At 43.9% G+C, this 21,614-nt stretch carries 8 protein-coding genes and 8 pseudogenes; 6 read left to right on the forward strand and 10 right to left on the reverse strand.

Features of this window, described 5'->3' with window-relative positions; genetic code table 11:
* Positions 1-79 precede the first annotated feature (79 nt).
* The 8 genes and pseudogenes from QNH28_RS25235 to QNH28_RS25275 all read right to left on the reverse strand — a co-directional run bounded on the left by QNH28_RS25235 (position 80) and on the right by QNH28_RS25275 (position 13,420).
* Positions 80-2,737, reverse strand: a complete 2,658-nt coding sequence (locus tag QNH28_RS25235) for a copper amine oxidase N-terminal domain-containing protein (RefSeq protein ID WP_283909031.1) — start codon at positions 2,735-2,737, stop codon at positions 80-82.
* Between the two features lie 191 nt (positions 2,738-2,928).
* Positions 2,929-4,981: pseudogene (locus QNH28_RS29775) on the reverse strand (peptidoglycan D,D-transpeptidase FtsI family protein).
* A 537-nt stretch (positions 4,982-5,518) separates the two neighbouring features.
* Positions 5,519-7,576, reverse strand: a pseudogene (locus tag QNH28_RS25255) (iron ABC transporter permease).
* 8 nt (positions 7,577-7,584) lie between these two features.
* Complete coding sequence (locus tag QNH28_RS25260) at positions 7,585-8,607, reverse strand: ABC transporter substrate-binding protein (protein WP_283909034.1); 1,023 nt, start codon at positions 8,605-8,607, stop codon at positions 7,585-7,587.
* 205 nt (positions 8,608-8,812) lie between these two features.
* Positions 8,813-9,172, reverse strand: a complete 360-nt coding sequence (locus QNH28_RS29780) for a PRD domain-containing protein (RefSeq protein WP_481858409.1) — start codon at positions 9,170-9,172, stop codon at positions 8,813-8,815.
* A 51-nt stretch (positions 9,173-9,223) separates the two neighbouring features.
* Positions 9,224-9,579, reverse strand: a pseudogene (locus QNH28_RS29785) (PRD domain-containing protein); the annotation flags it as partial.
* 349 nt (positions 9,580-9,928) lie between these two features.
* Positions 9,929-11,799: pseudogene (locus QNH28_RS25270) on the reverse strand (beta-glucoside-specific PTS transporter subunit IIABC).
* Positions 11,800-12,006: 207 nt separating this feature from the next.
* Positions 12,007-13,420, reverse strand: a pseudogene (locus tag QNH28_RS25275) (glycoside hydrolase family 1 protein).
* A 113-nt stretch (positions 13,421-13,533) separates the two neighbouring features.
* On the opposite strand from QNH28_RS25275, the gene QNH28_RS25280 reads away from it, so the two are divergent.
* The 6 genes and pseudogenes from QNH28_RS25280 (at position 13,534) to QNH28_RS25305 (ending at position 19,941) form a co-directional block, all read left to right on the forward strand.
* Positions 13,534-14,502 carry a LacI family DNA-binding transcriptional regulator gene (locus QNH28_RS25280; RefSeq protein WP_283909035.1) on the forward strand — a complete coding sequence of 323 codons (969 nt, stop codon included), beginning with the start codon at positions 13,534-13,536 and terminating at the stop codon, positions 14,500-14,502.
* Between the two features lie 93 nt (positions 14,503-14,595).
* A pseudogene (locus QNH28_RS25285) lies at positions 14,596-15,266 on the forward strand (response regulator transcription factor).
* Positions 15,263-15,430 (forward strand): hypothetical protein, encoded by a 168-nt coding sequence (locus QNH28_RS25290; protein WP_283909036.1) that lies wholly within the window; start codon positions 15,263-15,265, stop codon positions 15,428-15,430. The pseudogene QNH28_RS25285 and the gene QNH28_RS25290 overlap by 4 nt, the downstream one beginning before the upstream one ends.
* Positions 15,427-16,356: a HAMP domain-containing sensor histidine kinase gene (locus QNH28_RS25295; RefSeq protein WP_283909037.1), complete on the forward strand. Its 930-nt coding sequence runs from the start codon at positions 15,427-15,429 to the stop codon at positions 16,354-16,356. Before QNH28_RS25290 ends, QNH28_RS25295 begins: the two co-directional genes overlap by 4 nt.
* Before the next feature lie 67 nt (positions 16,357-16,423).
* Positions 16,424-18,180, forward strand: a pseudogene (locus QNH28_RS25300) (ABC transporter ATP-binding protein).
* Positions 18,180-19,941, forward strand: a pseudogene (locus QNH28_RS25305) (ABC transporter ATP-binding protein). Before QNH28_RS25300 ends, QNH28_RS25305 begins: the two co-directional pseudogenes overlap by 1 nt.
* Positions 19,942-20,057: 116 nt before the next feature.
* Here QNH28_RS25305 and QNH28_RS25310 read toward each other — a convergent pair.
* Positions 20,058-20,846, reverse strand: coding sequence for a TrmH family RNA methyltransferase (locus QNH28_RS25310; RefSeq protein WP_283909038.1), 789 nt, complete (start codon positions 20,844-20,846; stop codon positions 20,058-20,060).
* Between the two features lie 102 nt (positions 20,847-20,948).
* Positions 20,949-21,608, reverse strand: coding sequence for a potassium channel family protein (locus QNH28_RS25315; RefSeq protein WP_042191745.1), 660 nt, complete (start codon positions 21,606-21,608; stop codon positions 20,949-20,951).
* Positions 21,609-21,614: the final 6 nt, after the last annotated feature.

A 21,614-nucleotide genomic window follows, 5' to 3' on the forward strand; every position in this document is an offset into this window, starting at 1 on the left:
TACTTATAACAACACGGATTATAATATGATAAATCACACAGGGTGTCAACTTGAAATGTTTACATTAGACTCATTTCGGTTATATTTCAAATTCTTCTGTAGAATTTGAAAGACCACCATTCTGTACACCACTATTATTGGCTACAGCAAGAACATACACCTTATATTTGACACCTTTAACAATTGAATCGCCGTTAACATCCCTTGTCGCAGTGGATATGGAAGGATTCGTCCCGTTAGGGGTTACAGACGTATAATACGAGGACCTCACCTCAATAGCATCCGCAGAACCAAAACCTTGTTTGGAAGGAACCACCAATACTCGATATTCTGAAATATTGGACTCATTGGCTGATTTTACGAAACTAATCAGGATTCTCCCATTCTCCTCTTTATACGTTACATTGGTTACAGAGCTCACTGGGCTCTTAGTCGTAGATAACGTAATAACCGATGACTCCCAGGACAAAGCATTTGGACCGGCATAATTCCCACTACCGACAGATAACACATACACTTTATAGCTGGTTCCATCCTTTATCAAATTGCCACGTACGTCTCTGGCTGAGGCATCTAATACTTGACTCGTACTATTGCCTGAAGTACTTACCGAAGTGTAGTTTGAACTGGATACATTATTCGCTTCGGATAGGCTGAAGCTGCTGTAATAGGACGTAGGTACCACCATAATCCGGTATTGGTTAATGTACGTTTCATCTGTGGCATGGCTAAATGACACCTTCAAATCTCGGCCATCGCCATAGTCGTTAACATCACTAACACTCAAGTTTGTAACGGCCTTTACGCTGGAATCATTCAACAATGTAATGACTGATGAAGCGGATGAGAGCACATTCGAATCCCAATAAATCCCGCTTCCGATGGTTAACACATACACTCTATAGCTAGTTCCATTCTTTATCAAAGCGCCGAGAACGTCTCTAGTTGACGAATTCAATACTTGACTGGTAGAAGACCCAGATGTACTCACCGATGTATAGTTGCTACTTGAAACATTATTCGCTTCAGCTAAACTAAAGCTGCTGTAATAGGATGTGGGTACTACCATAATCCGATACTGGCTAATATAGGTTTCGTCCGTCGCATGAGTGAAGGATACTCTCAAATCTCGGCCATCACCATAGTCGTTAACGTCACTGACATTCAAGTTTGAGACGATACTCACACTAGAATCATTCAACAACGTAATGACCGATGAAGGTGACGAAAGCACATTGCCAGTATTACTGCTTCCAATAGAAAAAATATATACTTTATAGTTGACTCCATTCTTTATCAAAGCTCCACGTACATCTCTGGTTGATGAAGTCAATACTTGATTGGTTGTAGTACCTGTTGTACTCACTGCTGTATAGTAGGCACTGGTTATATTATTGGCTTCAGCTAAACTAAAGCTACTGTAATAGGACGTCGGAACTACCAGGATACGATACTGGCTAATATAGGTTTCGTCCGTCGCATGAGTAAATGATACCCTCAAATCTCGGCCATCATTATAGTTGTTAACGTCGCTAACACTTAAGTTAGAAACTCCTATGTTGGACAGCGTAATTGCTGATGAAACAGAAGACAACACATTATTTGCTGCATTACTGCTATCAATTGCCATGGCAAACACTCTGTAGCTCACGCCAGTTTTAACAAGAGCTCCGTCCACATCTCTGGCTCCTGAAGATAAAATTTGCGTGATATTATTACCCGTCTTGCTGACTAACGTGTAATTAGCACTGGTCACATTATTTGCTGTAGCTAAATTAAAATTCGAATAATTAATAGCTTTGACAACAAATATCCGATAAGAACTTACCTTCGACTCATCTGACAGCTTATTGAAGCTTACCGATAAATCTCTTCCATCCCCATAATCGCTTATATCATTTACTTGTACATTATTTATTGCCGCTACAGTCTTATTCACTAGTGTCATAATGGAGGACCCACTAGAAAGTGCACTAGTATTACTTCCTTTACCAACCGTCAAGACATAAGCCACATACGCTTGATTACTCTTAATTGAATCACCATCAACCGTCCTCGAAGCAGACGTCAATTGAATCGAAGGATTAGTGCCTGTTGGTAATACCGTAGAATAATTGTAAGAGGTTATCGTTTGTGCGGACGACAAGTTGAGAATATTCCCTGATTTCACAATCAAAACACGGTAATGATCCACTAGTGACTCATTTGCCGCTCGAGTGAAGCTAACCTGAAGATCACGACCATCACCGAAATCACTCACATCCTGCGCTACTACGTTGGATACTGGGCCTGCATTTCCAACGTTAGAGGCTGAAGTCGTTATTGTTACTACTTGCGTCTTGGGGTTCCATCCCACTTCATGACCCAGTGCTTCACTGACGAACCTTGTTGGAACCATCGTTCTCCCCTTCAGATTCAAACCAGGCACGTCTAGAGTTACAGCCTTATTGTTAATGGTGGCGGTCTTTGAGCCAATCTTTAACATAATCGTTGTATCATCTTTAGTTGCAGTTACAGTTTGTGCTTTTTGATTCCACTTGATGGTGGCATTAAAGGCTTCGAAAATAGCCCGCAACGGCACCATCGTCCGTCCATTCACCATCACCGGTGCTTGATCTGTAGATAATCGAACCCCGTCAATAATAATACTGATCGGAGTAGCAGCCTTTACAGAGGATTGAAACATCATCGGAAAGACTACTAAAACTACTAAAATTGAAATCCATAACTTCTTCACAGATCCACCCTCCTGGAATGACGAATACATTTTTTACCTACTCATCTGACGCTTCTAAGTATATAAAAGTTTCATGATTTATAGGTTACAAAAAATAATCTAGACTCTCCCCTCCATCCTCCACACCCCCTCTTGGAAAAGAAAAAGGAAAGAGCAGTGCGCTCTCTCCTTTCAATTATTCGTTCATATTTTTAACAATATTTTTTCGGAATTCCATCTAATCCATACTCCCAATCATAAGCATCAAAAATTTTTCTAGCTACAGGTGCGGCGCTATTTGATCCGAATCCACCTTCTGGAATGACTACAGCCACAGCAAGTTTTGGATTATCACGTGGTGCAAAGGCTATGAACACTCCGTTATCCCGGTTAATTTTTTTACTATCCGTTTGTTGTGAAGTCCCTGTTTTACGAGCAAAATCATAGGGGAAATCACCGAAGGCACTTTTAACGTCACTGTTCATCCCTTTCTTGATTTCCCGCCAAAAGGACTTATCAAAATTGGTCACTTCATCAAGCACTTCCCGTTTGAATTCTTTGATAACCTTCCCGTTCGAGTCAGTAATTTTACTTACTAGCTGTGGTTTGATTCGTTGCCCTTCATTGGCTAAAGTAGCTGCATATTGCGCCAACTGAAGAACTGTGTAACGCCCCTGCTGTCCAAATGAAGCATACACAAGCGCAGACTGAACGGATCCAGCTTTCGCTTCAGCTTTATAATTCAAATCACCCAAGTATTCCCTAGGTAAACCTATCCCTGTTGGAATACCGAGACCGAATTCTTTCATATATGTGTCCCATACACCAATAGCCTTAGATTTGTATTTGTCGTACAATTTTTTCCCGATCATATCAACCATATATACGTTTGAAGATTTTTCAATTGCTGTGTGAGGATACAAAGAGCCGTATACATGATTCGATGAATTCCTTACAAAGGTCTCATGTCCCTCTCTACCAAACGAGGTAATTCCTTTATCTTGATAAGTAGAAGATGTATTTATAAAACCCTCTTTTAATCCAATCAGTACACTTAATGGTTTTATTGTCGAGCCGAGCAGCACAGTGGATTCGAAATTATGCCCCGATCTTCCTGATGAAAAGGGAGTGATCGTTCCGTTTTGATAATGCTTTTCGATTTGTTCGTACTTCTCCGGTAATATCGAACCCGTAGCCCAATAATTGGTATCATAATCAGGCATACTTGCCATCGTAATAATATTGCCTGTATCGACCTCCATGGCTACAGCGTAACCTGTTAAAGCATCAGGATGTGTTTCCCCCTGTACTGTATGCGAATGCAACCACTGAATCTGCTCTTTAATGGCCTCTTCGGTCTTCAGCTGAATTTTTTATTTATCGTGGTCCAGATATTGCTCCCTTTAACCGGGGGTTCAATATTAACGATTTTTTCCGCCATGTTCTGCGGATCTACTGAAACTTCCTTATAACCATTCTGTCCCCGCAGCTCCTTCTGGTATTGCAGCTCCAAGCCATCAAAGCCTACGAGCTCATCCTCTTTATAGTTAAGTCCAGGGTCCTGATTATTTTTCATCGCCTGAAGTACATCCTTATAAAGATCTAAACTTGTAGAGGATTTAAAAAACTTCACATAGCCAACAGCTTGTACAGCCACTGTATCGGTATCATAATGCCTAGAGCTTTCCTCTAACACTTCAAGATTAGGATATTCGTTTTTATGCTCCAAAAAATAAGCAATTTCTTTCTTGGATAAGCCTGATTTAATTCTTCGAGCCACATATCCAGATGATTTTTTAGAATATAAATCCATGGCCTCAAGGATCTCTTCTGTTGTTATTTTTTTATCATTAGGATCACCATAGGTTTCGAAGGCTTCTGCTAACTTGCCAGCCAGTGCCTTAGAATTATTATTTGCCTCAGCAGTTAATGTAGTTTTTTGGTCGTTTTATCTGTTTTTGTAGCAGTATATTCCTTTTGCAAAGTTAGATATAAAGATTGAACAGGCGTAGAATACGCCAATTCCTCACCTTCAGCCGCGAGAATACTCCCTCGGATAGCCGATAATGGCACTATTTTTGTATCCCGATTAGCCTCAGCTTCAGTTAGCGTAGATCCTTCGACAAATTGCAAGACTGCAAGACGAAGGATAATCACACAAAAAATAATAAAAGTGCTAAAGAAAAAAATATTGATTCTTAATTCACCAGAGTTATTTATAGTTTTGCTGCCGCCTCGTATACCTTTTCCGTCGAAGAGTCTCACATAATCCCACTCCTTATTTCCAAAATTCTACAACATAAGAATCAAGTATAAACTAGCAAACTAAAATATACAAAATTAAGAATAATAGTTAAATAATTGTTCACAATCGATAATATCCAATTAAAAAGCAGCGATCCTCGGGATGGGAGAATCGCTGCTCTGTGTTTTTGGGCGGTGGTAGCCTGCACCTATGAATTGTCATCATTTGCTGAAGCTTACGGACCCAGATGACGTTATTTGCAAGATTTTAGCCTTTGGAGCTTGGTTTCGGACTCCAGCGACATTATTCCCTTGGAAGAGGAGCAAATTGAGTACTTTTCATGCCAATAGTCGCTATGCAGTCCGTTGTCAATTCAAATGCAAAATAAAGCGGCGTTTAAGTCAGCTGTGTCCGATAGCTAGCGTAAGCGAAAGTCTTAATCGAATGAACCGAAGTTGGAGGAGTTCTAGATCGAGTAAGCCCTAACTAATCAGGGGTGCCTCATCGGCCATTTTTATGGCTTATGGGCACCCTGATTTTTTCTCTATAGCAAAACCTTACACTTTTCTAACCTGAGACCGGTACATCAAGAACAAGAAATACGGAGCTCCGATCAACATTATTATAAGACCCGACGGAATTTCTTTAGGCGCCATAATGGTTCTTCCCAGCGTATCCGCAATCACGAGCATTAATCCGCCAAGTAATCCTGACAGAACAATGGATCGTCTCGTATGATGCCCAACCATCATCCGTACTCGCATGCGGCGCCATAAGTCCGAGAAATCCAATGGTTCCTACACTGGCAACGGCTCCTGCTGCAAGCATCACACCGATAATCATGGCCCAGAGCCGAGTTCCGCGAACGGGCAGGCCCAGACCAGTCGAACTCTCATCGCCAAATGCTAGCAAATCGAATTTACGTCCCAAATAATAAGCTATTGGAACGAGTACAATCAGGAAGATAAATAAGCTATTAAATTGATTCCAGCTTCGTCCGTAAGTCGAACCTGTTAACCAAATTAAGGAGCTGCTGCTCCATAGACTGCCCTTGACGATCATGACCTGTATTCCCGCAGAGGCAATTGCTGATACTGCAATTCCAAGCAGAATAAGGACAGATGGATTCAAGGCTCTACGCCATGCCATAACAAACACAAAGGCTGCAGCCAAAGCACCACCCGCAATTGCTGCAATAGGGACTGCTAATACCGTCAGTGCCGGAAAAGCAACCATTACGGTTAACGCCCCCAAGCCAGCACCAGAGGTCACACCAATAATGGAGGCGTCAGCTAGTGGATTTCGGACAGCGCTTTGAATCAAGACACCGCTAATGGCAAGCGCGATACCGCCTCCAGCCGCAACGAGTGTACGTGGAAGCCGTAAATTCAGCAGGACGGAATAAGATCCATCTCCGCTGTGGACAAGACTGCTCAGCAGCTCGCTGATCGGTATTCTCGTTCCCCCAAGTGATAGACTCACAAGGATAACAACGATGAGCAGTGCGCTCATAAATATCACCGTCGGAACAAAGCGCATCCGAAGCGCAGTTCCACCTATATTCATAGATGACTGACCAGAGCCTGAACCTGATATATTTTTCATCTTGGTGAGGACCAGCCAAATAAGCCAAGGCGCTCCAATAATCGCCATAACCGCCCCAACTGGCATCTCACCTACACTGCTACGAACCATACGCGCAAGCGTATCCGCTGCCGTAATGAGCAGTGCTCCCCACAGCGCACTCGCAGGAATGAGCAGGTAATGCTTTCGAATACCGCTAAGCCGAACCAGATGAGGAGCCACCAGACCCACAAATCCGATCGGACCGACTACACTGACCACGACCGCAGCCAACAATACAGATAAGCCTAAACCTAACCCCCGTGCCAATCCAACACGTTGCCCGAGTGAACGAGCAGTGGACTCATCGAGCTCCAGCGCATCAAACTGCCTACCTGCGAGCATAGCTGCTATAAGCAATGGAATAACAAAAGGCCAGGCATACTTAACACCGTCCCAATCTAGCTGAATCAGTGAGCCTGAGCCCCATAAGAATAGGTTTTGTGTTTCGTTCTTGTTAAAAATATGTAGGGCCGATGTAAACGCGCCGAGAACCATAGACACGATCATACCTGATAAAGCCAGTCGGACAGGTGTAGCTCCCTTGCCACCGCTAAGCAAATAGGCGGCTAAGGCTGCAAGCAATCCCCTGCTACTGCAAGCAGAAATGGGAACTCATGCTGCAAAGCTGGAAAAGTAACCATACCAAGGACAACCATAAAATAAGCTCCAGCATTAATCCCCAGTGTATCTGAGGAAGCGAGCGGATTCTTCGTTATCGTTTGCAATAATGCTCCAGCCGCAGCCAGAGCGGCACCAGCCAAAAGGCCAATCACCGTACGTGGCATCCGGATATCCCAGAGCAGATTATGTTCCATCACATCCTGGCGATTTAGCAATCCCTCCAATACCGTAGCTGCAGGGATTTTGGCTTCACCGAAGCCTAGGCTTAGAATGGACAGAACAAAGAGGGCGGCAAGGCCGCCCCCAAATATTCCAATGATTCGCCAAGTCATTCCACTTGAGGCTTCTTTGCTACTCTTCCCGTTCATAAAAGCACTCATTTCGTTAATGTATTTACTACTTCATCCACGATAACTTTGGAGGAAATCGGACCGCCAAACACCCAAGTAGTACTGCTCAATCCGAAAGTACGATTCTCTTTCACAAAGTTAAGGCCGTTCCAAACGGAGTTATCCTTCAGTTCTTTCGTGAAAATATTATCATCCTTCTGAACGATATACATCAGGTTCGTATCCTGAACAGCCGGCAATGCTTCAACCGTTGATGTAGTGAAGCCATAAACTTCGAAATTTGCAGGTTTCCAGTCGTTCTTCAGACCAATTCGATCCAACGTTTGAACAGCCAGTGAGTTGTCTGTAAAGAGACGCATCGTTGCTGCATTCTGATAGCTGTAAGCTTGTGTCAGCACGTAATTCATGCCTTCTTTACCTGCTTCAGCCAGCTTTGCCTTCGCTTCCGCATAATGTGCATCCAGGTCAGCAAGAACCTTGTCGCCTTCCGCGGTTTTACCAACAGCCGCTGCAATCGTTTTGAAAGTATCTTCCATTAACGTATACTGATTGCCTTGTCCTTCTTCCGGATACAGACCGAAAATCAGTGTTGGAGCGATGCCTTTTAATTGATCATAAATTCCTTCATGTCCACCCGTATTCGCAATAATCAAATCTGGCTTTAATGAAGCAATGGTCTCTAAATCCGGCTCGTCGCGTGAACCAACATCCGTTACACTTGCATCGAGTGGTACTTCAGAAGTTACATATAACTTGTAGTTTTCGTTATCGGCGTTCCCCACCGGCTGCATTCCGAGCGCAATAATATCTTCTGTAAATGTCCACTCCAGAACTACAACCTTTTGCGCAGGCTTATCCAGCTTAACCTCGCCTTTAGAATCTTTTAATACGATCGGACCGCCTGTAGATTCACTACTTGCGTTTTCAGAAGCTGGTTTGTCATTTGCTCCCGCGTTCGATGTTGAATTATTCTTTTGGTTAGTACCACAGCCCGATACTACCAATATGATAGCAATAACCATAAATAAACTAATTAGCCTTTTTTGCATTTTCTTTATCCCCCTGTATGTAACACTCGAAGTTATATTCTATGATAATTGTTATCATTCTATTGATAATGATTATCATAGATAACATAATAGTTATCTTATACGTGATTCCACCGAAAGTCAAAGTTAAAATTTAAGATAGAAGGACTTCCCTCTAAAAAAAGCCCTAATAAATCAAGGGCTTCCTTGATCATTAGGATGTTTGCTACTCCATTTTTTGGTTTGTGATTCTTTCAATGTGTATAGTGAGATAAAGCATCTCATCATTTGTTAATTCACGATTGTAGGTTTTATCAATATAGATTTTTATTTTCTCAACGCTGGCAAAAGCTTCTTTATATTGCTCCTTCACTAAATTAAATAAGCCATTCTCATTATCTGGCGGTGGAGTACCGTTGATGAGACGTTGTGCAAAAAATTTCAAGTGAGTGATAAAGCGATAATAAGCAAGGGATTCCTCGTCGTACTCTAGTCTGAAATGGTGCTTCACGATATTTAAAATGTCATTCATAATCTTCGTAATATTCACCATATTCGGCATCTCTTCATTCAGTTCAGCATTCACCAGATGAAGAGCAATATGTCCAGCCTCATCCTCGGGAAGCCTAACGCCGAACTTTGAATGAATAATTTGAAGTGCAGCTTTCCCAACCTCATACTCTTCCTTGTAAAATTTTTGATCTCCCAAAGCATGGCGTTTTTAATCCTCATCCCTTTTGAGAAACGCTCCAAGGCAAAGCTGATATGATCGGTCAGACTGATGTAGATACTATCATCCAGCATTTTACCTAATTGCAGCTTGGCGAAATTGATAATCTCTTCTGAAAGCTCCATATGCTCTATTGGAATCTCAGAAAGCAGCGTTTTTAGCTTATCAGAAAGCTTTTGATTGCTTAAAGTGAAGATCTTTTCAATTTTGTCTTCTTCTAGATAGTCCCCTTGTTTTTTCTTAAAGGCAAGTCCTCTTCCCATGACTACCAGTTCAAAATTTTGATCATCTATGACAGTAACAACATTGTTGTTTAACACTTTTCGATCCGCATACGGCAACCCCTTGTACCAAAAATTAAAAAGGCAAAACCAAAAGTAACCATTAAACAAATGGCTAAACTTCGGGTTTTGCCTGCACGACCAGTAACAATCCACAATTATTAATTTATAAAAATCATACCATGGACTTATTTAATCGACAAGCATCTAGCAATCCCTTCCATTATGCGCAACTAGCTATATTTTTATTAAGTTTTTCATAAAAAATCGACCTCTCAGCATCCATACTAAGAGATCGATTTCGTGTTAATTCTTATGGCCAGCCACTAAATCAAACTACAACCGTCATCAAATCCTCGCCCGGCGTGATCGCTGCCTTCTTGGTGCCAATGACATCACTATAGTTAGCTGTATTGGTAATAATGATTGGCGTTGTGCTTTGATAGCCTTCATTTTTTATTTGTTCCAGATCAAATTCAATCAGTAGGTCGCCCTGTTTAACCGTTGCTCCTTCTTCCACTTTCACATCAAAGTATTTCCCTTTTAACTTCACGGTTTCTATACCGATATGGATCAGGACTTCAACGCCATCATCCGATACGACTGCAATACAATGACCTGTTCTGAAAATGGTGGATACAACCCCACTTACCGGGGAGTACAGCTTGCCTTCTGAAGGTTCGATTGCCATCCCCTTGCCCATTGCTTCAGAAGCAAATGCAGCATCATCTACTGAGGATAAAGGGATTACGTTACCAGCAAGAGGGCTTACAATAGTTGTACTTTTCACAGCGTGTGGAAGAATAACTTCGCTCTTTTCAGTATTCGTATTCGTCTTTTCTTCTACACCATTCGATGTTTGTTCCTCAGCACTCAGTTTCTTTTGTCTTCAAAACCAAAGAACATCGTAATCACCATAGCCAATATAATCGTCCCAAGAGCTATAAGCGCTTGAATAGCTAAAGGAGAGAATGCGGGAAGACTTAATACACTCACAAATGCGAATACTTCCATTTTTACACCAGCAAGACCCGACATCGCTCCACCTAGACCACCGGCAATAGATACATAAATAAAAGTCCGTTTGTAACGTGTCAACAATCCGTAAATAATAGGTTCAGTTACGCCTGAGAGCGCGCCAGGTAAAAAGGTACTTCCGGCTAATGTTTTCAACTTTTTGTCTTTTGTTTTCAAGAAAATCCCTAAGGCTACACCAAGCTGGGCGAAAATAGCCATACCTGCCATTGCATAGATCGGATCTCCACCCTTAGCAATGTTTTCAAGAATAATCGGAACGAGTCCCCAGTGCAAACCGAGCACGGTCAGGTACGTCCAGGAAATCCCCACAATTGCACCCGTAATAATACCACTCTTACTGCTGAGGAACACAATAGCGTCTCCGATTAAGTTCCCTACATTCACTCCAAACGGTCCGAAAACCAAAATGGTTAAAGGAACAATTAACATCAAACATAACATAGGTACCAAGAACAATTGTAAATCCTTGTGTATAAATTTTCTTAGTTGCTTATCTAGTAAAGCATATATACAGATGGCGATGAAAATCGGAAAAACGCTCGATGAATAATCCGACATTACTAAAGGAATACCTAGAAAATGTGGAGATTCAACACTGGCTAATCCCGTAATATTAGGTTCGAGTAAGGCCGCACCGATAGCGCCCCCTACATAAGCATTTACACCAAGTCTAATCGATAACGTAATGCCTAGGAAAATTGGCAGAAAGTAAAACACAGCATTACTAGCGCCGGCTAATACTTTGTAAGTCTCTCCATCCGCCGCTAAAACATTTAACGAAGTCAGTACAGTTAATAGCGCTTTCAACATACCCGCACCCGCTAAGGCACCAATTAAAGGCGAGAAGCTTCTAGAAATCACATCAAAAATCAGGGTTCCTATAGGTTTCTTAACCGTATTATCGCCAGAATTACTATTAGGGGATATGGATTTGCTTATCTCTTTATAAACATCAGCAACATGAGTACCCACAATAACTTGGAATTGTCCCCCTTTGCTAACTGCACCAATAATCCCTTCCATTTTATCCAGCTTTTCTTTATCAACTTTCTGTTCATCATTAAGCGTGAATCTTAGTCGAGTAGCACAGTGAATTACGTTGTTAATATTTTTCTCTCCACCGACAGATTGAATGATGTCTTTACCTAGCTGTTCATAACTCATTATCCTACACCCCTTTGGTAACCGATATATTAATCAATCGAGAAGGAATGAACGCAAAAAACCTAAATCGCATTCATGCACGAGAGAGAAATCTCCCGTAAACATAAATGAAACTTAGGTTTTGCCTGCTATGCAGTAGCAATCCTGATATCCGATTAATTGTTATTTACAAATTAACATGTTCAATTCATGATGTCAACCGACATCCTAGAATAGGTTCTGCCCATTGGATTCAATCACTTCTTTGTACCAGTGGAAGGACTTCTTCCGGTATCTATCAAGAGTACCCGAACCATCATCATGACGGTCTACATAAATGAAGCCATAACGTTTCTTTAGTTCGGCGCTCGTTGCGCTAACCAAGTCGATGCAGCCCCAGCTTGTATAGCCCATGACTTCCACTCCGTCGGCAATAGCCTCCGCGACCTGAACCAGATGATCTCGTAAATAATTGATCCGATAGTCGTCGTTTATTACCTTTTCGCCGTTCCCATCTACTACCAGCTGATCGACAGCGCCAAGACCATTTTCCACGATAAACAGCGGTTTCTGATATCGGTCGTAGAACATATTCATAACATAACGCAAGCCTTGCGGGTCGATCTGCCAGCCCCATTCGCTCGCTTCCAGATACGGATTAGGCACCCCGCCCAGCAGGTTCCCTTCTCCTCTGATCTGTTTCTCTGGATCAGCCGTTTCACAAGTGCTCATATAGTAACTGAACGATATGAAATCCACAGTATGCTTCAGAATCTCTTCGTCCCCTGGCTCAAAATGAATGTGAATCCCATTTTCTTTGAAGAACCGCTTCATATAGCCGGGGTAATACCCTCTAGCATGAACATCCGCAAAGAACATATTTTTGTGATCACTTTGCATCGCCTTGATCAAATCATCCGGATGCGGAGTGAGCGGATAAATCGGCATACTGAGCACCATACACCCGATTTGGAAATCAGGATTGATTTCATGGCCGATCTTCACAGCCAGAGCACTTGCTACGAACTCATGATGAATGGCCTGATACAGATCCTGCTTGCTCAATTTCTCCAACGGCGTATTGATCCCGCCACTCATAAATGGGAACTCAAGAATGGAGTTAATCTCGTTAAAAGTCAGCCAATATTTAACCTTGTTCTTGTAACGATTATATATCGTTCTCACATAGCGCTCGTAAAAATCCACCATCTTACGGTTAACCCATCCATCATATTCTCTTGCCAGATGTAGCGGAGTTTCATAATGGGAGATAGTCACCAGTGGCTCGATGCCGTATTTATGACACTCATCGAATAGGTCGTCGTAGAACTGCAGACCTTTTTCATTGGGCTCCAGCTCGTCCCCTTTTGGAAAAATCCGGGACCAGGCAATGGACGTCCGGAACACTTTAAAGCCCATTTCCGCGAATAGCTTAATATCTTCTTTATATCGGTGATAGAAGTCGATCCCTATTAACTTCATATTATCTTCGGTAGGTACCTCTGTAGGCGCAGACTTAATTCCCTTTGGGCATAACATCTTGGGTGGACCACCCTTTACCATCTTCCTGATATGCTCCTTCAAGCTGGTTCGCTGCTACAGCACCGCCCCATAAGAATCCTTTTGGAAATTGCAATTCCATATTTTTTCCCGCCTTTGCTATTGTGATAGTATAGGATTACTGCTCTAATTCGAATCCTAAACCTTGGAACGCGTTACATGTCAAGTACTAATCATGCGAAGGAGAACAAGCCGATGTCCACTCTTGACGAAATTGCTAAACTGTCGGGCTTTTCCAAAGCCACGGTGTCCCGCGTCCTAAACGAATCGCCCCATGTTAGTAAGGAGACTCGTGAGAAAATTCTCGCCATCATGAAGGAGGCGGACTATGTCCCTAACCGCAATGCCATTTCTTTATCCAAAGGTCAAACGCAGCAAATCGGCATGATCACCATGGACCTAAACGAGCTTATTCTGAGCTTTATGAACAGCTTCGTCGAAATCTCCGATCATTATGGTTATCAGACGATTATTTATACTACCGGCGGGGATAAGCAGAAGGAGCTTCAGGCCTTTGAGGATCTCAAAATGAAACGAGTCGACGCCCTGCTCATCCTGACCTCCGTCAACGCACAGAATGTTATCTCTTCCTACTGCAAATACGGACCAATCGTATCCTGGCAGCGTATGGACCATCCTGAAATACCGTCCGTTGCCATGAACCAGTATGATGGATATGCACTTGCTCTGGAGCATCTGATAGAGCGAGGTTATAAGCGCATCGCTAATGCTTTCGGCCGTCCTAGCAGCATCAATACCCACAGCAGACGCCTGGCCTATGAGCAAATCATGATCAAATATAATCTTCCCGTTATCGAGAAATGGTATTACTCCACGATCTATGGAATCCGAGATGGAGAGCAATTGGTGCGGACCCTAATGGGACAACCTGATCAGCCGGATGCTATTCTGTGCGCCAATGATTTGGTTGCCGTAGGCGTCCTTAGCGAAGCGCGCAGGCAGAATTTGAACGTGCCTGGGGATCTCGCTATCGTTGGTTTTGATAATTCGGAGCTGTCGCAGACGCTCGGAATCACCACTGTACGGAATCCGATTGCGGGACAGGCGGAGAATGCTTTTCTTCTGTTGGCTCCAGCGCTGCTTGGTAGGGACATGGAGCTGCAGCCGCTGTCGTTTCAACTAATCCAACGGGAGACAACCTAGTTTGCCCAACCACTAAAGATTTTGTCTTTAGTACTTTTATCAATTAGAATTATGGGAAATGCGGACAAATCCGAAACCTATTGGAGTGAAACCATGATTAAGATCCTCGTTGTGGAAGACGATAAGCATGTCAGAAAGCTGATGAACGCTGTCCTGAAACGGGAAGGTTATGAAGTATTAACCGCCGAGAATGGAATCCAGGCACTGGAGGTTCTTGAAGTCCAGCATATTGATCTAATTATTCTCGATATCATGATGCCGGGGATGGATGGTTATGAATTTGCCGAAGAGCTAAGGAATGCCAACAACATGATCCCGATCCTCATGGCCACGGCCAAACAGCTTCCAGAAGATAAGAAAAAGGATTCCGCCTCGGAACCGACGATTATATGACAAAACCTGTGGATACAGAAGAAATGCTGTTGAGAATACAAGCCCTTCTGCGCCGCTCGCAGATTGTAAGCGCCCGTAAGCTTGTAGTCGGTAAAATTATTCTTGATTTCGATGCGTTAACAGTAACTCGAGATAATGAAAAACAGATGCTTCCCCAGAAAGAATTCCATCTCCTCTATAAGCTTTTATCCTATCCTGAGCGCATTTTCACTCGAATCCAGCTGATGGACGAAATCTGGGGGATGGACAGCGAAACTACGGACACTACGGTTAATGTACATATCAACCGCTTGCGGAAACGGTTTGAAAACTATCCGGAATTCGAACTTGTGTCCGTCCGCGGTCTCGGATACAAGGCGGTGAGAAAATGATCAAAAAGCTAAGCAGCAAAATCAGTCTGCCAATCTACTTCTCGATTGCTGTATTCATTATTTTCCTCATCACAGTGTTAATCACCGGAATTCTGACCTACTTGTCCTTGGCCTTCGGCCTGCTCGATGAGCGGATTCTTCAGGACAAAAAATTCTCACCTTGATTATATTGATTGCCTGCATTATTATCGGCACCGTCACATCAGTAATTACCAGTCGCAGGATGCTGAAATCAATCCGCTCATTTATTGATGCTATTGACCAACTGGCCGGAGGCGATTTCTCCATGCGGCTGCAGCTCAAGCACCCTCCTGAATTCAAGATTCTTTCAGAGAATATTAACCGGATGGCCGAGGAACTGGGTGGCATTGAAATTCTGCGAACAGACTTTGTAAACAATTTTTCCCATGAATTCCGTACTCCGATTGTATCGATTAAAGGGTTCGCTGAAATCTTGAAGGATGACGAGCTGAGTAAGGATGAACGGAATGAATATCTGGATATTGTTATCGAGGAATCTACCCGTCTGGCTACACTGGCCTCCAATGTATTGAACCTCTCCAAAGTGGAAGCACAGGCAATATTAACCGACCGGCAGCCCTTCAATGTCGGAGAACAAATTCGCCAATGTGTCCTGCTACTGCATGCTAAACTTACGAAAAAGCATATTTCCTTCAAAGCCAACGTACAGGACTATATGGTACCTGGGAATAAAGAGATGCTGAACCAGGTCTGGCTGAATTTATTGGACAATGCGATTAAATTCACTCCCGAGCACGGCGAAATCGAAGTTACTATGAAGCAGATGAAAGATCAGATCGAAATTACGTTCCGTGATAATGGAGCAGGCATCAGTCCAAGTGCACTTCCCAAGGTCTTCGACAAGTTCTATCAGCAAGATACCTCTCACTCTACTGCCGGTAATGGCCTGGGGCTTACGATTGTCCGAAAAATCATTGATCTGCACGGCGGAACCGTCACCTGCGACAGTGTTCCAATGCAAGAAACTATCTTTACAATACTACTCCTGCTTCGCAAAAGCCTTGATAGAACCGTTGGGTTCTTTCAGGGCTTTTCACTTTTTCAGTAAAAGTTAACTTTCAGTTTATCATTCTCCGTTAAGATCATAGCAACGATAATGCAAAGGAGTCATTCTTATGTTGAAATTACTCAAGAATCTGGAACCCAAAGAATGGTTCTTATTCGGTATCAGTCTCATGTTCATTATCGCTCAAGTCTGGCTGGATTTAGAACTGCCTGACTACATGAGTGATATTACTCGGCTGATCCAGACACCAGGAAGCGAAATGAATGAAATCCCTTGTCGCAGGCGGTTGGATGCTGCTCTGTGCTCTTGGCAGTCTGGCGACCTCGGTTGTTGTAGCGGGCATTGCGGCGAGAATAGCGGCCGATTTGTCTGCAAGATTGCGTTCCAAATTGTTCGATAAGGTACAATCCTTTTCGATGGAGGAGATCAGTAACTTCTCAACAGCCAGTCTAATTACCCGTTCCACGAATGACATTACGCAAGTACAAATGCTGATTGTGATCGGCTTACAGCTACTTGTGAAAGCACCCATCCTCGCAGTGTGGGCGATACTCAAGATTTCGGGCAAAAGCTGGGAGTGGACTCTTACGACAGGTGCCGCGGTCGCATTGCTAGTGGTTATTGTCGCAGTCTGTATCGTGCTCGTCCTGCCTAAATTTAAAAGCTGCAGCTGCTTACAGATAATCTGAATCGTGTATCCAGAGAGAATCTTAACGGTCTTCGTGTCATCCGGGCGTATAATGCCGAGGAATATCAAGAACAGAAGTTCGCTGTAGCTAACAACGAGCTTACCAGTACCAACCTATTTGCCAACAATGTAATGACCCTATTGATGCCGAGTATTACTTTGATTATGAGTGGACTCAGTCTCTCCATCTACTGGGTAGGTGCAGTACTCATTCAAGCAGCCGAGGGCACTGCCAAGATGGGCTTGTTCTCAGATATGATCGTATTCTCATCTTATGCCATGCAAGTGGTTATGGCCTTTATGATGCTGATTATGATCTTTATTCTACTGCCCCGTGCTCAAGTATCGGCTAAACGTATCAATGAAGTGCTAGAAACATTACCTAGCTTGAAGAATGGATCAGTCACTCAATTCCCTGTAAAGCGAGAAGATGAAATTGAATTCAAGGGGTTAGCTTCAAATATCCAGATGCAGAGGAATATGTGTTGGAGAACATCAGCTTCACGGCGAAGCAGGGGGAGACGGTTGCTTTTATCGGATCTACAGGCTGCGGGAAAAGTACACTTGTTAACCTCATTCCCCGTTTCTATGATGCTACAGAAGGCGAAGTGCTGGTAAATGGTATCAATGTCAGAGAATACGACCAGCAAGCGCTGCGGAATAAAATGGGCTATGTCTCTCAGAAGGCTGTTCTATTTGGCGGAACAGTGTCCTCCAATATTGCATTTGGTGAGAACGGCTCCGGTCAGGTCCTCAGTTCAGATATTGTAGATGCGGTGTACACTTCCCAATCCTCTGAATTTGTAGAAAAGCTAGAGGGGAACTACGATGCCCATATCGCCCAAGGCGGATCAAATCTGTCTGGCGGGCAAAAACAACGGCTGTCGATTGCCAGAGCGATTGCCCGGCGCCCAGAAATATTAATTTTTGACGATTCTTTCTCGGCGCTTGACTATAAGACTGACCGCAAACTGCGCAGTGAGCTTAAGAAAGACGCGAATGATTCAACGATGCTGATCGTTGCACAGCGTATTGGTACGATTAAAGATGCCGACAAGATCATTGTGCTGGAAGCCGGACGAATCGCAGGTATGGGAACCCATGACGAACTAATGCAGTCCTGCGACGTCTATCAGGAAATAGCTTATTCTCAGCTTACGAAGGAGGAGCTTGCATAATGAAAACCAAAAATAAAGGCCAGAATACATGGAGCAAGCTGCTCCGCTACTGCCGTAAATATGTTCCGGTTATTGCGATTGCGCTAATCTGCGCGGCAGCTGGAACGGTGCTCACGTTATTCGGTCCGGACAAACTCTCCGAGATCACCGACAAAATTACAGCTGGTCTTGCCAGCAGCATCGATATGGACGGCATTACTACCATTGGTATTACCCTCGTCGTAATTTACGGCGTCGGTGCGTTGTTGTCACTCTCGCAAGGCTTGATCATGTCGATTATTACCCAGAAGGTCTCGAAGAAATTAAGAACTGATCTGGCTCATAAAATGAACAAACTTCCAATCTCCTACTATAATAAATCGGCCACAGGTGATATTTTATCCCGGGTAACGAATGATGTAGATACTATCGGGCAATCGATGAATCAAAGTATAGGTAATGTCGTGACCGCCATAGCTATGTTCGTCGGTTCGATCGTCATGATGCTGAAGACCAATGTAATTATGACCCTTACCGCTATCGTCGCAACGATCATCGGCTTTGGCCTTATGGTGGTCATTATGAAGAAATCGCAGAAATATTTTGCTAGCCAGCAGGAGTATTTAGGTAAAATCAACGGTCATGTCGAAGAAGTGTACACAGGACATAATGTAGTTAAAGCGTATAATGGCGAAGCGCAGATGCGCACTACCTTCCAGGAATTAAATCAGGGGCTGAAGAACAGCGCCTTCAAAGCGCAATTCCTCTCTGGGCTGATGCCACCGCTGATGGGCTTTATTGGTAATCTAGGATTCGTTGCCGTCTGTATCGTTGGTGGTGTACTCGCCATGAACGGCACGATTTCATTTGGGGTTATCGTCGCCTTCATTATGTATGTACGTTACTTTACCCAGCCGTTGTCCCAGATTGCCCAGGCAGCGCAGAGTCTGCAAGCTGCATCTGCAAGCTGGCGGACGCGTGTTCGAATTTCTGGAGGCTGAGGAAATGGAAGACGAGAGCCACAAAGAGAACACACTGCCAACTGCTAAAGGTAAAGTGAAATTTGACCAAGTACAATTTGCGTATGAGACTTCAGAAAAACTGATTATCAATAACTTCTCGACAGATGTAAAACCTGGGCAAAAAGTGGCTATCGTTGGTCCTACCGGCGCAGGCAAAACTACGCTGGTCAATCTGCTCATCCGATTCAACGAATTGACGGGCGGAGAAATCTACATCGATGACACGCCGATCAGCAGCCTGACGAGAGAGAATATTCATGATCTGTTCTGTATGGTCCTGCAGGATACTTGGCTGTTTGAGGGTACCATCAAAGAGAACCTGATTTACAATCAGCAGAACATAACAGACGAGAAGCTTATAGAGGCTTGCAAGTCCGTTGGCCTGCACCGCTTTATTAAATCCTTAAGTGAAGGATACAACACCGTACTGAACGATAAGGTTAATCTGTCCGCCGGACAAAAGCAGCAGCTGACCATCGCTCGCGCGATGCTGAAAGATGCGCCAATGCTCATTCTTGATGAAGCTACAAGCTCAGTGGATACCCGTACAGAGCTGCTGATTCAACAGGCGATGGATAAGCTTATGGAAGGCAGAACCTCTTTCGTTATCGCACACCGGCTCTCAACGATCAAGAATGCTGATGTGATTCTGGTCCTGAAGGACGGCGATATCCTGGAAAGCGGCAGCCACGCAGAATTACTGGCTCAGAACGGATTCTATGCAGAGCTCTACAATAGCCAGTTTGAGCAGGCTTCATAATCGAAGCTTGCAAATCCTCTCTTATTTCCCTCATAATAAAAACGATAAAAAACTGCAACTCAATCATGAGCTTGCAGTTTTTTATCGTTAATACTCTGTTCCTTTTTTAAAGCAGCTTAAACCTTCCGCTGCCGCATTCCCTCAAACAGCAAAATCGTCGCTGCCATCGCCGCATTCAGCGATTCCGCCCGCCCTGCCATCGGGATAATGATACTCTTGTCCACGAGTCGCGCCGTTTCCGGCGAAATCCCCTTACCCTCGCTGCCAATCAACAACCACTGGCTGCCATGAAAATCGTGCTCATAGCATGATTCTTCACCCTGAAGCGAAGTGCTCACCAGCAGTGTCCCATTTTCCCGGGCCTGTGGCAAAATCTCACTTAAATCTCCCTCCACCACAGGGAGATGGAACATTGAGCCCATCGTGGAACGAATGGTCTTCGGATTGTAGAGGTCGGCACACCCTTGGCCGAGGATCACTCCGTCTGCTTCCGCTGCATCCGCGCTGCGGATGATGGTGCCGACATTGCCGGGGTCCTGGACACCGTCCAGGACAACCACCAGACTATCCTTCTTCGCAAGGATAGCCTTTACCGCCTGCTGTTCCTTCCGCACGATTGCGAACACCGGCTGCGGTGTATTAGTGCTGCTGCATTTCGAAATGATCGCCGCTGATACGCCAATCACATCCATGCCCTGAACGGACTGAAGAAGCCCCTTGAGTTCAGCGGGCATTCCTTTGTCGAGGTCATAGGCCAGACATTCTACATCAACTTCTGCTAGCAGCGCTTCCTGTACCAGATGAACGCCTTCTACGATATATTTACGAGCCTTGTCACGGTGCTTTTTCTCCTGTAGCCCGGCCCACTCTTTAACCCGCGTATTTTGCGGAGACATGATTTCCATAAAGTCTTCCTTTCTTATGCCTTGCCATTTATTCTTGCTCTTATATCTTTGCTTTTTGCTCTTTTACTCCCCTATAAACCTGATGATTACGTTACCCCTCACCTACTGATACGCGATCTCCAGCTTAGTCAGATTATCTTTATGCCCAACGATTACAAGGATATCCCCATCGATCAAACGATCCTCTGCGCGAGGGGAGATGTTCATCTCTTCACCTTGGCGAATAGCCATTACGTTACAGCCATATTTTGCGCGGATATCGAGCTCTTGTAGATTTTTCCCGATCATTGATCCGGATACCTTCATGTCCAAAATACTATAATCAGGCGACAGCTCAATATAATCCAATATATTAGGCGAAGCCAAATGATGCGCAACCCGCATTCCCATATCCCGTTCAGGATAAATCACCTTGTCCGCACCAATTTTTCCTAATACTTTGCCGTGCAGCTCACTTTTGGCTTTTGCGATAATGGCTGGTACACCAAGGTCCTTCAGGATTAAAGTTGTCAAAATGCTTGCTTGGATGTCCTCTCCAATAGCCACAACCACCACATCAAAATTGCGAATACCAAGTGCTCGTAGCGCTTCCTCATCTGTTGAATCTGCAGATACGGCGTGTGTTACTATATTTGAAATCTCCTGTGTCCGCTGCTCGTCTGCATCAATCGCAAGTACGTCAAACCCCATACCGCTGAGTGCTCTTGCAACACTGGATCCGAAACGCCCCATGCCAATGATGGCATATTGTTTTTTGGCCATGTCTTA

The sequence above is a fragment of the Paenibacillus sp. G2S3 genome (genome assembly GCF_030123105.1).
Taxonomy (GTDB): Bacteria; Bacillota; Bacilli; order Paenibacillales; family Paenibacillaceae; genus Paenibacillus_AQ.

Excerpts from the sequence above, each read along its gene's own strand:
- QNH28_RS25280 (WP_283909035.1), top strand. The coding sequence starts at position 13,534 with ATGTCCACTCTTGACGAAATTGCTAAACTGTCGGGCTTTTCCAAAGCC.
- QNH28_RS25310 (WP_283909038.1), bottom strand. The coding sequence starts at position 20,846 with ATGGAAATCATGTCTCCGCAAAATACGCGGGTTAAAGAGTGGGCCGGG.
- QNH28_RS25260 (WP_283909034.1), bottom strand. The coding sequence starts at position 8,607 with ATGCAAAAAAGGCTAATTAGTTTATTTATGGTTATTGCTATCATATTG.
- QNH28_RS25290 (WP_283909036.1), top strand. The coding sequence starts at position 15,263 with ATGATCAAAAAGCTAAGCAGCAAAATCAGTCTGCCAATCTACTTCTCG.
- QNH28_RS25315 (WP_042191745.1), bottom strand. The coding sequence starts at position 21,608 with ATGGCCAAAAAACAATATGCCATCATTGGCATGGGGCGTTTCGGATCC.